Here is a 12,280-nt window from a genome sequence, read left to right as displayed (position 1 = left end):
TCCAGATGTTCTCCACGGCAGCATTCAACCGTTGCTGCACCAGCCCGACCAGTGCCTTTCCCAGTCCATGATCGCCAATTGAGATGAGCTGTAAAGCGGGTGTCGCAGGTTCGAATCCTGCCGGGGGCACAGACTGAAGGGTCGGCTCAGGAAGGTTTCCCTCCCAGGCTGGCCCATCGTCGTGTCCGGGGTCGTGCCACGTCAGCTTCGCTGTCAGTCCTGGCCTATACGGTCCCGCCCATGGCTGAGAGACCGACTACGAGCTGGCGTCACGGCATAGCGGAGGAAGCCGCGGAGATCGCCGCGGGCATCCTGGACCCCGAGTGCACCTGCATGGCTGGGCTGTTCCCCGAGGAACTACTCGCGGCGACCGATGCAGTCCTCGACACCTTCGAGGCCCAGCTTGCCGGACTTGGCAATGCCGCCGACGAGCAGGTCTTTGGTGTGGTGGAGCGCGTCGTCCTGGCCCTCAACGCAGTGAACGAAGCCCACAACGGAGGCGCCTTCGAAACCGACGAGCGCGAGGAGCTGTGCGACTACATCGACCAGTCGCTCACCGAGCACGGCGTCGATGTCGTCGCGCTGACCGCCCGCCACGGGCTGGGTCGCTACCAGCTCACGGACAACTGGCGTAAGTGGTAGAGACACGCAGCCTGCTGAGCGCCGCACTGCTGCCGGACCACAAACGCACCAGATCGAGCAGGAAACAGCGGGGAACCACGGTGAAAGCGATCGGGCGCGAGGAGGCCACGCCGAAGCCGTTCACCCAGGTCAACACGTGAACCGGCCGCAAATGATCGCAGCTTCCCAAGCTGAGGGCTCTGGAGATACAGAAGTCCGCTACGTCCTCAGGGGCCGGCCGTCGCGCTGTGCTGTGGTCGGCGGTGCACGTCAGCGTGGCTCAGCCGGTGTGAGTACAGCGAGGCACACGCGTTGCGTGGCCGGTCATTGCACCCGCCATTGTGGCTGACTGCCGTCTGCTGATGTTCATGGTCGGGCAGGGTGCCTAACCGCGTCGGTCAGCACGCGGCGTCTCGGTCAGGACTGGCATAACGCGACGGGGAGAGGAGCCCGGTGGGTAACCGGGCTCCTCTCTCCGTGGAGGTGGAACGGAAGGTCGTCGGCAGGCGCCCCTTTGGGCCGCCACTCAGAGGCAGTGAGGTTCGCTCACCGTCAGGAGGTGGCCCCGGCTGGTTGCAACGCGGAGCACGTCTCGCAAAGCCCTGGTCAGTTCCTCGGTCAACCGTCGCAGGTCCTCCGGGCCCGCGTCCTGGTCGTCGAGGGTTTCCGACGCCTGGTCCAGCAGTTCGGCCGCCGTGCCGAGTTGGACTGCTTCGATGTTGTCCGCCAGACGGGACATGTAGCCGTCCCTGTCGTCGGTGCTCAGGTAGCAGGGTTTACCCTCTGGTCCCGACCACGGGAGGAGGCGCAGTTCGTTCGGTGCCGTCATCCTTGCGTCTGCCTCTCATCGGTCACGTGGTGGGTGGTGAAGACCGCGTCGACGCGATCCCCGGGGAACACCAGGAGCGCAGCTTCGACGACTCGCCCGGTGGAGTCGGTCGCGACCCGTGTGATCGCGAGGACTACCGCTGTGGAGCTGGTCCGGAGGATCGATGCTTCGTCCGGTGTCGGTGGGCGGGCACAGACCGTCTCCCGGACAGTGGCCGGCGGCGGGCCAAGGACGGCGAATCTCGTGACCTCCTCCCGGCACGAGGACGCGTCGTCGAGCAATCCAGCTGGCCCCAGGTCGCGCGGGATGTAGATGCGGGCCAGTCCGTGCGGTGCCTCCCCCTCGTGGCTGACGCAGATGAACTCGGCGAGAAGGCTGCCCGTTGGCACGTTCAGCAAGGTCGTCAGCTGGCCGACTGCCTGAACCGTGGTGCTGCGAACGGTGACGCGCAGAGCCGCTTCAGCGGCGGTCCACGGGTCCAGCGTCCCCCATCCGCCGACGTACATGATCTTGCGGAGGGGGCGACGAACGAAGTTCCCCTTGCCGTGGATCTTCTCCACGAAGCCTTCACCCTGGAGGGCCGCGAGGGCACTCCGCAGTGTCACCGTGCTGACCTTGTACCGGTCGGCGAGGCTGGCCTCGGACGGCAGGCGTTCGCCGGGCTTGATGCGGCCGGTCGTGATCTGGTGGCGGAGATCGTCCGCGATGTCGTGATGGCGAGAAGACACGGACCGATCACCGCCCTCTCAGCGGCCGCGCGGCGACGAGCCGCGTTCGCGTGTGTATGGTCAGCAGCTCGCCCGGCTCGAAGAGGAGTTGCTTGGCGCCTTGGGGGAGTTGGAAGAGGTCCCTCACCCGGCAGGCGTGGCCGCCGAGTTGGATGACGTCGCCACGCTGCACCGTGGTCGCGGTGACCTCAATGTTGGAGACCAGCGCGCCGCCAAGCGCCCGTTCACTCACCGCTTCACCTCCGCAGGCGTGGACCGGTCGGACGTCGAGTGGCACGGGCAGTCGCACGCCTCGTAGATCACCGGGAGGTCAACCGGTGCCGAGGCCGGGGAGGACTCCGCGCAGGCAAGGTGCGTTCCGATCCGGCATGCGGTCGATCGGTAGGGGATGGCCGAGGCGTCCGTGATGTAAGGCTGTTGGCGAGGAGACATCAGTGGGCCCCCGCGAGGGCCGACCAGGCGTCGGCCGGCAGATGTGGAGCGACGACCACTGAGCGTGGCCGCACGCGCTTCTCCCAGGCCAGCACGTACGGGCGGACGAGTGCGATGTCCTCGCCCCTGAGCGAGTGCCGGTGGTTGGTGCTGTCGGAGACCCGCCCCAGGGCGACCGTCGCGCCGTCAGCGGACACGGAGGAGGTGGGCGTGGCTTGCGGCCGGGCGGACGTTAAGGGGCGGCGGTGCCTGCCCTTGGGGATGTACCGCGCTCTGGTGAGCCAGACGGCACGGCGGATACGGTTGAGCACGCTGCTCAGCTCCTATCGCTGATAGCTCGGTCCCCCGACATCGCCCGTCGTGGGGACCGCTTTGCGTACGACCGCCCAGAGGTTGCGGCCGTTCAAACTGGTGGCGAGGAGCCCGAACCGGTCGGCCTCAGCCACCACTTCCAGGACCTCCCGCCATGACTCGGCGGAGAGGGATTCCGGCACCTCCGCTTCGACCGACGTGTGTCGGTGGTGTTCCTCCACTCGCGTGAGAAGCCCGAGGGCGGACAGCCGGGCGGCGATGGCCGCCGCGCTAACTCCCGAAGCGGGCACAGGGCAGCCTCCGTCACCGGCGATCACTTTAAGTGAAGCTAGTTAACTAGATTAGAGCTAGTGGACTAGATTTTCCATATGCCTGAGCAGCCGCCCTATCTCCGCATCGCCGACGAACTCCGGCGGCGGATCGCGGAGCACGAGTGGGAACCGGGAGACCGACTTCCCTCCCGCGCCCAGATCGGCCAGGAGTGCGGCGTGGGCGAGAACGTGGTCCGCCGGGCACAGGAGTTGCTGATCTCCCAGGGCGTACTGGAGGGCCGCGCCGGTTCGGGCACGTATGTCGCCGAGCCCCGGCAGCGGGTGCGGGTGGTCCGTTCGTCGGCGCGGGAGCGGCCCGAGGGGTCGCCGTTCCGGGCGGACATGAAGGCCCTGGGCAGGCAGGGGGATTGGGAGAGCCGGACCGACGCCAAGGTGCCGGCACCGGCAGAGATCGCGGCGCGACTGGGCATTGCCGAGGGTGAGCTGTGCGTCCGGACGAGGTACGAGTTCCTGGCCGACGGCAGGCCGGTGCAGCTGTCGACGAGTTGGGAGCCGTACGACCTCACCGACGGCAGTCTCGTCGTCCTCCCAGAGGGAGGGCCGCACGCCGGGTCGGGCGTCGTGAACCGGATGTCCGCGATCGGGATCACCGTCAGCCATGCCGTGGAGCAGCCGGAGCCCAGGCAGGCGACCGCCGAGGAGGCGTCGCTGCTCGGGATTCAGAAGGCCGCGCTCGTCACACACATCCGGCGGACGTACTACAGCGACCAGGGGCGGCCGGTCGAGACGGCGGACATCGTCGTGCCCGCCGCACACTGCGAGATCGTCTACGAGATCCCGATCAATCACTGATCGTTCACCCCACACGGGACTCGCCGCAACGGGCATCATGACGTGCGTGGGGATCGATGTGGAACTGCACTCGGCTCGGCCGACGCGCAACTGGAAGAAGGCGCGCCGGACATTCCTGCTTGGGTGCTATGACCAGGGCGACGCGTTGGCCGACGCACTTGGCTCGCTTCACCATCTCGGCGTCCGCGATCGGCTTCCCGCCGTCGATCCCTACGGGGACACGGTGATGAACGAGCAGGAAGCCGCAGCAGCCCTCAGCGAGTTGCCGGGCCTCAGCGAGCAGTGCGCGGACGAGCGACAACGCGCGGCACTGGATGATCTCGCGGCGGTACTGGAACAGTGCGTGGCCACCCCGGGCAGCTACGTGTGGTTCGCGGGCGACTGATGTGCAGGTGCCAGCGTTTACCGCCGCGCCCCCAGCGCGCCCCTTCCGTGCCCGATCGAGCGGGAAACCGCGGGAGACGCGGTGACGAGCGGGCAGCGTGCTGGTCAACGAGATCCCGATCAACCGTTAGCGGGACCGCTCCGCGTTAATGTCCCGAGGCGGTACTCACCCGGCCCATAGCTGGCGTGCCAAGTAGGGTCCCGGGCATGACTACTTCTCCTGAGCGCGTCGACAGCAGAGAAGACCTGGCAGCCTTCGTTCGCTCCCTGCGTCGCAGCTACGCCGAGGACGAAAGCTCATGGGAGAACGCGGACCTCGACAGCTTCCTGGAGGCCTTGGCGGCATGGATCGACGACGCGGACGGCTGGTACAGCAACACCGGCCGCGAGTTGCCGGCCAACGGTGACTGAAGGTTCTTCGCACGAGCTCTGCGAGCGGCGACCATCTACGAGTAATCCGAGTCCTGTCGAATGTGTGTCGAAGTCTGGTGACAAGCCGTCAACGTGGCAGGTGACTGCCCAGGTCAGAGACCGATTGCGGGCACACACGCAAAGCGCCTTCTAAGCGCTTGGCCGCAGGTTCGAGTCCTGCCGGGGGCGCCAGTCTCCGCCCTCCCTCGCGGGAGGGCTTTTCGCTGGTCAGGCCGGGTTTCAGAGGGGACGATGAGCCCCGGGCGCTTCGCCGACGACCAGGGGAAGGCTCCGGAGCCGTCCGGCAGGCGGACCCGGCTGGAGCCACTCGCCCTCGATACGCCGCCGCAGGATCCGCGTCAGAACGGGACACCCCGGCACGGTCCGGGTCTCCCCGCTCGGCACGCTCATTCAGGTCGCGCTCTTCGTAGATCTCCCCCGTGTCGGTCCACCACCGCCTGCCGATCTTCGGCGCCGCGGCGTGGACCAGAAGTTCACTCCGCTGGCCCTCGGCACCGGGAGCGGGCAACGTCACATCTTTCACCCGAATGGCCGCTGCTTCCGCCTCCCGGAGAGGGTGAGGGGTGGGAAGCCGGCCGACTCGTCGAGAGGGAACGGGGGGAGCGTGGATCGACGAGGTCACGGTTCCCGGGGCGGCGCCCACCGCATCGACCCATCGAGGGACCCGTCGGCAGCCGTCCTCCCGGTCATCGGATGGCTGGAGGCCAGAACCTCACGACGCTCGTCCGCCTTGTGCTTCGTCAGTTGAAGATGAGCCTGTCGGCCGCCCGGGGCGATCCGTAATCCTTTGTCAGCTCTCGAACCTCGACTTTTACGCTGAGTCTCCGCGTAATCACTTTTCGCACATCATGCGTGGTGCGGAAAGAGGAAGGATTGGAGACCACGCCAGGCACCCGACGGGAAAGGCGCGTCCTACGGCTGGTCGGACTCGTCACCGGGTATGACGTGCGCCACATGCCGAATTGCTTGTGCGCCTCATCACACGGCGAACGCGAGGTGCGCCTCGGCGACTCCTCGGGCGCGGGGCGACACCCCCCAGCAGGCCCAACCGCACCCCGGTCCACGGTCCGTGGAGGAGTGACGGTGAATGTGAACTCCTCGCTTTTGGTGAGATCACCGCATATTCGGTCATCTCCCGTCGCCAGAATGCACAGAGCGGCCAGGACATCTACCGAGCCATCTCACAGCCAACTCTCAGCTGGTTCAAAGAAAGAAACGATCACGCCCGGCCACATCTGACCAGCGGACACCTCGCACAGTCGTTCCCATACATTGTCGCGAGGGACGCCATCCCGTTGCCTGAACCTCACATCGGCCACAAGCCTGTACTGTTCCTTCAAACGAAATTCCCCCCTTCTCTCTGGAGTCAAGGATGTGGCGTAGGTAAAGTCCACTTAAATTCGAAGGAGAACGTTCGTACGCATCGGCTTCCGACCCGCGGCCGCCTGGGCGCGCCAGTCGGTATGTCCATGCCAGGATGGTGATTTGCCCTGAAGTTCGCGAAGTTGTCTGCATCGCTCTCACCTGCTCGGTTGCGCACCGTCGCGGCACGCCTTCTGTTGCCCACCGTGCTCGCCGCCGCGTTCGCCGTGCAGGCAGTAGGGGCCCTTCTCCCCAGCGTTCCCCTGCTCGTGGCTGCCACCGTTGTCGGGCTGGCGGTGGACATGGCCCTGCACCGGTGGCAGCAGAACGTGAACGCCACCCTCGAGAAGCTGCACGCGACCGTGAGCGTGCGCCAGGTCGTCCGGGACCTTCTGCTGGTGACCGGCCTGATCCGCATCGGCAACGAGGACTACGAGACGAAATACCTGGCTCTGGTCTGCGGTCTCCTGCTCTTCCACACCCTGCATTTCACGTCCCAGGCGCTTGCGATCCTGGTACGCCGCACCCGCACCCTGCCCGTGGTGACCCGGAACATCGACGCCTCGCCGCTGCACCTGAGCCCCGCTCCCCCGGCGCTGCTGATGGAGCGCTCCGGACAGCGGCTGCTCGTGTTCGGTCTGCCGTCGGCGACCGGCCTGCTGACCACCGCCTTGGGCGGCTCGGCATGGTGCGCCGTCGCGGGAATCGCCCTGTCCGCCGCCCTCGCCGTGGGGGCCATCGGCACGCTGCTGCTGCGGCTGCTGCCGAAACACCGGCCGGTGACGAGCGAGCAGGCGCTGGAGTGGCTCGATGCCTGGCTCGCGGAGTACCGGCCGACGGTGGGCATGTACTTCTCCGGCGGCGCGAGCTCGGCCTATCAGGCGAACATGTGGCTGGAGCCGCTGGCCCGGCTGGACGGCCGCCCGCTGATCGTGCTGCGTGAGCGCTTCATGGTGAACCTGATCGCGTCCACCGACATCCCGATCGTGTGCCTGCCGAAGGTCGCCGACCTGATGAGGCTGGAGCACTCGACCCTGGCGATGATGATCCACCCGTCGAACTCGGGGAAGACCTCGCAGGTACTGCGCATCCCCACCATCAAGCACGCGTTCGTCAACCACGGCGAGAGCGACAAACTGTCCAGCTGCAATCCGTATGCGAAGGCGTACGACGAGGTGTGGGTGGCCGGTCCCGCGGCGCGCGAGCGGTACGCCCTGGCGGACGTGGGTGTCGACGACGCGGACATCGTGGAGATCGGACGCCCGCAGCTGGACGCGATCGAGCCGTACGCCGGTGCGCCCGCAGGCCCGTACACCACGGTTCTCTACGCCCCCACGTGGGAGGGGTGGGACGCCAACCCGGGCAACACCTCCGTCATCGAGGCCGGCGAGAACATCGTCCGCGCCCTCCTGGCCGACCCGCGGGTCCGGCTCCTGTACAAGCCGCACCCGCTGACCGGCTCGGTCGATTCCCGGGCGGGAGCCGCGAACGCCCGGATCCAGGAGATGATCCGCGCCGCGAACACTCTCCGTGCCACGGAACACCCCGACGAGCGGCCCGCGCCCTCCGCAGCGGCGGAGCTGGCCCGGCGGACCGCCGAACTCGACCGGCTGACCACGTCCTCGTTCCGGGCGAGCGCGGACAACGCGGAGCGGATGCTGCTCCAGACGGTCCCGCAATCCGGCCGAGCCGCGGACGTGGCCGCCGCGACCACCGACTGGGAGACCGCGTACTGGGCCTCGTTCCCCGCGTGGGAGCACCTGATCATCACGGAAGCGCGGCCGACCGTCTACGCCTGCTTCAACGTGGCCGACCTGCTGGTCAGCGATGTCTCCAGCGTCATATCCGACTATCTGGCGAGCGAGAAGCCCTACGCCGTCGCCAACACCAGCGGCCTTCCGGAGCAGGACTTCCGCGACACCTTCCCCACCGTCCGGGCAGGCGCCGTCCTCACTCCGGACGCCTCCGGTGTGCCGGCCCTGCTGGAGTCCGTGCGCGACCCCGAGAAGGACACCTACGTCAAGGCCCGCGCCGAGCTCAAGCTGCACCTGCTGGGCCCGTCCGATCCGCCGTCCGTCGAGCGCTTCAACGAGGCGGCCCGTGCGCTGTGCGCGGCGACCGACGAGCACCGGGCGGGTATGGCGGCGCGAACGCTCGACACCATCCCGACCCAGCGGGCCCCCAGGACACCGCTGGACAACGAGCAGGTCAGGGGCTGATTCCGCAGGGTGTGCACGCGCTCGGGGCAATGCGCTCCGGGCCATGTCCGGGCAATCGGGGAGTCCGCGGGGAGACCGCGGGCTCCCCGATTGCCGTCTCGAGGCGGGCGGGCGGGCAGGCAGGCAGGCAGGCAGGCAGGCAGGCAGGCAGGCAGGCAGGACGACCGTGTCACAGGGCCACGTCGTCCCACTGGTCGAGCAGGTCCTCGCCCGCGAAGCCGTCGGCCGGCGCCGCCCCGCCGTGCAGGGGCTGCTCGGTCCAGATGACCTTGCCGGTGGGGGTGTACCGGGTGCCCCAGCGCTGGGCGTACCGGGCGACCAGGAACAGGCCGCGTCCGCCCTCGTCCGTGGTCGCCGCGTAGCGCAGGTGCGGCGAGGTGCTGCTGCCGTCGGAGACCTCGCAGATCAGCTTGCGGTCGCGCAGCAGGCGGACGTGGATGGGGGCGCTGCCGTAGCGGATGGCGTTGGTGACCAGTTCGCTGAGGACGAGCTCGGTGGTGTAGCTCGCGTCCTCCAGGCCCCAGTCCTTCAGCTGCCGGGCGACGTCGGCGCGGACCCGGGAGACGGCTGCGGGCTCGCGCGGCACGTCCCAGTCGGCGACCAGGTCGGGGTCGAGTACGCGGGTACGGGCCACCAGCAGGGCGATGTCGTCGCTCGCGTGGTCCGGGGGGAGGGCGTCGAGCACCGCCCGGCAGGTCTGCTCCGGGGTCCGGTCGGGATGGGCGAGCGCGGCGCGCAGGAGTTCGAGGCCGGCGCCGATGTCCCGTTCGCGGTTCGCGACGAGCCCGTCCGTGTAGAGGACCAGCCGGCTCCCCTCGGGCAGCCGCAGTTCGGTGGCCTCGAAGGGCAGGCCCCCCAGGCCCAGGGGCGGTCCCGCGGGCACGTCGGGGAAGGTCACGGTGCCGTCCGGGTCGACGAGGGCGGGTGGCGGGTGGCCGGCCCGGGCCAGGGAGCAGGTGCCCGAGCACGGGTCGTAGACGGCATACAGGCAGGTGGCGCCCGCGAGCCCCTCCCCGCCTCCGGGCGCGCCGTCCTGGTCGAGCCGTGCCACCAGGTCGTCCAGGCGGGCCAGCAGCTCGTCCGGGGCCAGGTCCAGGGTCGAGAAGTTGTGCACCGCGGTGCGCAGCCGTCCCATGGTGGCCGCCGCGTGCAGCCCGTGTCCCACCACGTCGCCGACCACCAGGGCCACCCGGGCGCCGGACAGCTCGATCACGTCGAACCAGTCCCCGCCCACCCCCGCCCGGGCCGGAAGGTAGCGGTAGGCCACCTCCAGGGCGCTCTGTTCGGGCAGGCCACGGGGCAGCAGGCTGCGCTGCAGGGTGACCGCCATGGTGTGCTCTCGGGTGTAGCGGCGGGCGTTGTCGAGGGCGACGGCGGCCCGCGCGGCCAGTTCCTCGGCGAACGGCACGTCCTCCTCGTCGAAGGGTTCCTCCCGCCCGCAGCGCCAGAAGTCCACCACCCCCAGCACCGTGCCGCGGGCGCGCAGCGGCACCGCGATCAGGGAGTGGATGCCACGCTCCAGGAGGCACCGGGCCCGATCGGGGTCCACCTCCTGCCACTGCGGGGCGTCCCTCAGGTTCGCCTCGAGCACGCCCCGGCCGCTCTCCACGCACCGGGCCTGCGGCGTGCTGGGGGCGAAGGCGATGCGCCGGCCGACCGGAAGCAGCGACTCGTACCCCGGACCACCTCGCACCGCGGCCCGGCGCACCCCGCTGATCACCCCGGTCGGCTCCTGGCCGCGCAGGACCTCCTCGACCAGTTCGACGGTGACGATGTCGGCGAAGCGGGGAACGGCCACGTCGGCCAGTTCCTGCGCGGTGCGCGACACGTCCAGGGTGGTGCCGATCTTCACGCCCGCGTCGTAGAGGAGCTTCAGGCGCTCGCGCGCGACCTCGGCGCGTCCCGACAGCGCCCGCAGCTCCGTGGTGTCCCTGAGCGTCACCACGCTGCCGGCGTACCCCCCGCCGTACGGGGCGGTGGGCCGCTTGTTGACCGCGAGCAGGCGGTCGGCCGTGAGGTGGACCTCGTCGCTGGCCGTGTGCTCCGACGTCAGCAACTCGGCGATGCCGGCGTCCAGGGGCAGCTCGGTGACCTTGTGCCCCTCCGCGTCCGGCGGAAGGTCCAGCAGCCGCAGCGCCTCGTCGTTGGCGAGCAGCAGCCGTTCGTCGCCCCCGACGATCAGCACGCCCTCGCGTACCGCGTGCAGCACGGCGTCGTGGTGGTCGTACATCCGTGTCATCTCGGCCGGTCCCAGGCCGTGGGTCTGGCGCAGCAGCCGCCGGCTCACCAGTGCCGTGCCGGCCGCGGACAGGAGCAGCGCCCCGGCCGCCGTCCCCAGCAGCATCGGAAGCTGCCGGCCCGCCGTGCTCTCCACCTTCTGGACCGTGATCGCGACCGCGACGGTGCCGACGGCCTCGCCACCCGGCTTGGTGACGGGGACGTACGAGACCACGGAGCGTCCCTGGGTGGTCTGGAGGGTCTGGGTGACGGGGGCCTTCGGCGGCTTGCGAGTACCGAGGACCGGTTTGCCGATGAGGGCCGGGTTGGCGTGGGTGTAGCGGATCCCGTCCTTGGAGTAGACGACGACGAGGTCGACGTCGGCGCTCTTCATGATCTTTTGCGCGACGGGCTGAAGCAGCTTGGTGGGGTTGGGGCCGGTCATGGCCTTCAGCGTGTCCGGCGCGTACGCCAGCGTCTCGGCGATGCCCAGGGAGCGTCCCCGGGCGTCCTTGGCGCTGTCGTCCTCGGCCTGGAGCAAGAGGGCGATCACGGCGGCGGCGACGATCAGTATCGCGATGACCACTTGCAGCAGGAACACCTGGCCTGCGACGCTGCGCGGCCTGAACAGTGACCGCGGCCGTCCCGCGGGCGGCGTCGGCGAGTTGTCGCGCCCGCCGCCCCGGAGGGATCGACGGGGGTGTGCGATCACTCCTCCATTTTGCTCCCTGCGTCCTGGTCGGCATTCCGGCAAGGGCATGATGGTGCGCACCATGGCAGGCAATACGACGGACGAGATCCCCGACAACGGTGCGGCCGGCTCCGGGCGCGGTATGACCGTGCTGCGCAACGGCATCGGGGTGCTGCGCACCTTCAGCGTCGACGAGCCCGAGCTGGGCGTCACCGAGATCGCCACCCGGGTCGGACTGCACAAGTCCACCGTCTCCCGCATCCTCGCCACCCTGGAGCAGGACGGCCTGGTCGAGCGCGACCCGGGCTCGAGGCGGTTCCGGCTGGGGCTCGGCGTGATCGCGATGGCGGGTCCGCTGCTGGCCGACCTCGATGTGCGCCGGGCGGCGTATCCGGTGCTCCAGGAGCTGAGCCACCGCACCGGCGAGACCGCGGCGCTGCTGGTGTGGAACGGCTCCGAGGCGGTCTGTGTGGAGCAGGTGGCGAGCCGGCACGAGGTCAAGCACAGCACTCCGCTGGGCACCCGCTACCGGACGGCGGCGAGCTCCTCGGTGCAGGTGTTCCTCAGCCGGCTGCCCCCCGAGCGGGTGCGGACCCTGGTGACCAGCGGGGCCGTGGTCCACCCCGGGCTCAGCGACGCCGCGGTCGACGCCTATCTGCTCCGCCTCACGGAGAGCGCCGAGCGCGGCTACGCCGTCAACTACGGCGAGACCTCGCTGGAGGAGGTGGGTGTCGCCGCCCCGGTCTTCGACCACCGCGGGGAGGCCGTCGCCTCGGTCCTCGTCTCGGCGCCCCGGTTCCGGGTCTCGCCCGAAGGGCTCCCGGTGCTGGGCGAGACGGTGCGCGAGTCCGCCGCCCAGGTCACCGCGCGCCTCGGCGGACACGGCCCGGCGTCAAACGGCTGACGACGCCGGCCGGCCGGTAGCGGGC

The 12,280-nt window shown here is 69.4% G+C and carries 12 protein-coding genes; 6 read left to right on the top strand and 6 right to left on the bottom strand.

Annotated features, from left to right (window positions below; genetic code table 11):
• Window positions 1–240 precede the first annotated feature (240 nt).
• On the top strand, window positions 241–642 hold the full coding sequence (locus ACIHCX_RS28710) for a hypothetical protein (RefSeq protein WP_400034451.1): 402 nt from the start codon (window positions 241–243) through the stop codon (window positions 640–642).
• A 505-nt stretch (window positions 643–1,147) separates the two neighbouring features.
• Here the strand turns inward: ACIHCX_RS28710 and ACIHCX_RS28705 are convergent.
• From ACIHCX_RS28705 to ACIHCX_RS28685, 5 genes are all read right to left on the bottom strand, one after another.
• A complete protein-coding gene (locus ACIHCX_RS28705; protein ID WP_400034449.1) occupies window positions 1,148–1,450 on the bottom strand; it encodes a hypothetical protein in 303 nt (100 codons plus the stop codon).
• Window positions 1,447–2,178 (bottom strand): GntR family transcriptional regulator, encoded by a 732-nt coding sequence (locus tag ACIHCX_RS28700; RefSeq protein ID WP_400034447.1) that lies wholly within the window; start codon window positions 2,176–2,178, stop codon window positions 1,447–1,449. The genes ACIHCX_RS28705 and ACIHCX_RS28700 overlap by 4 nt, the downstream gene beginning before the upstream one ends.
• Window positions 2,179–2,185: 7 nt before the next feature.
• A complete protein-coding gene (locus tag ACIHCX_RS28695; protein WP_400034445.1) occupies window positions 2,186–2,410 on the bottom strand; it encodes a hypothetical protein in 225 nt (74 codons plus the stop codon).
• Window positions 2,411–2,609: 199 nt separating this feature from the next.
• Window positions 2,610–2,921, bottom strand: coding sequence for a hypothetical protein (locus ACIHCX_RS28690; protein WP_400034443.1), 312 nt, complete (start codon window positions 2,919–2,921; stop codon window positions 2,610–2,612).
• Window positions 2,922–2,933: 12 nt separating this feature from the next.
• Window positions 2,934–3,212: a hypothetical protein gene (locus ACIHCX_RS28685; protein WP_400034441.1), complete on the bottom strand. Its 279-nt coding sequence runs from the start codon at window positions 3,210–3,212 to the stop codon at window positions 2,934–2,936.
• Window positions 3,213–3,290: 78 nt separating this feature from the next.
• Here ACIHCX_RS28685 and ACIHCX_RS28680 point away from each other — a divergent pair, with 78 nt between their 5' ends.
• From ACIHCX_RS28680 to ACIHCX_RS28665, 4 genes are all read left to right on the top strand, one after another.
• A complete protein-coding gene (locus tag ACIHCX_RS28680; protein WP_400034439.1) occupies window positions 3,291–4,046 on the top strand; it encodes a GntR family transcriptional regulator in 756 nt (251 codons plus the stop codon).
• Window positions 4,047–4,092: 46 nt separating this feature from the next.
• Window positions 4,093–4,431, top strand: a complete 339-nt coding sequence (locus ACIHCX_RS28675; RefSeq protein WP_400034437.1) for a hypothetical protein — start codon at window positions 4,093–4,095, stop codon at window positions 4,429–4,431.
• Between the two features lie 206 nt (window positions 4,432–4,637).
• Window positions 4,638–4,841 carry a hypothetical protein gene (locus ACIHCX_RS28670; RefSeq protein ID WP_400034435.1) on the top strand — a complete coding sequence of 68 codons (204 nt, stop codon included), beginning with the start codon at window positions 4,638–4,640 and terminating at the stop codon, window positions 4,839–4,841.
• Between the two features lie 1,526 nt (window positions 4,842–6,367).
• The gene (locus ACIHCX_RS28665; protein ID WP_400034433.1) at window positions 6,368–8,443 is read left to right on the top strand and encodes a hypothetical protein; all 2,076 of its coding nucleotides are present in this window, start codon (window positions 6,368–6,370) and stop codon (window positions 8,441–8,443) included.
• A gap of 169 nt (window positions 8,444–8,612) precedes the next feature.
• On the opposite strand, the gene ACIHCX_RS28660 is transcribed toward ACIHCX_RS28665, so the two are convergent.
• Window positions 8,613–11,261 carry a SpoIIE family protein phosphatase gene (locus tag ACIHCX_RS28660; RefSeq protein WP_400034431.1) on the bottom strand — a complete coding sequence of 883 codons (2,649 nt, stop codon included), beginning with the start codon at window positions 11,259–11,261 and terminating at the stop codon, window positions 8,613–8,615.
• A 172-nt stretch (window positions 11,262–11,433) separates the two neighbouring features.
• On the opposite strand from ACIHCX_RS28660, the gene ACIHCX_RS28655 reads away from it, so the two are divergent.
• Window positions 11,434–12,255 (top strand): IclR family transcriptional regulator, encoded by an 822-nt coding sequence (locus tag ACIHCX_RS28655; protein WP_400034428.1) that lies wholly within the window; start codon window positions 11,434–11,436, stop codon window positions 12,253–12,255.
• Window positions 12,256–12,280 lie beyond the last annotated feature (25 nt).

The sequence above is a fragment of the Streptomyces sp. NPDC052043 genome, from assembly GCF_044548235.1.
GTDB lineage: Bacteria > Actinomycetota > Actinomycetes > Streptomycetales > Streptomycetaceae > Streptomyces.
Note: the sequence above shows the minus strand (reverse complement) of the source record. Positions and strands in the feature narration are given on the sequence as shown.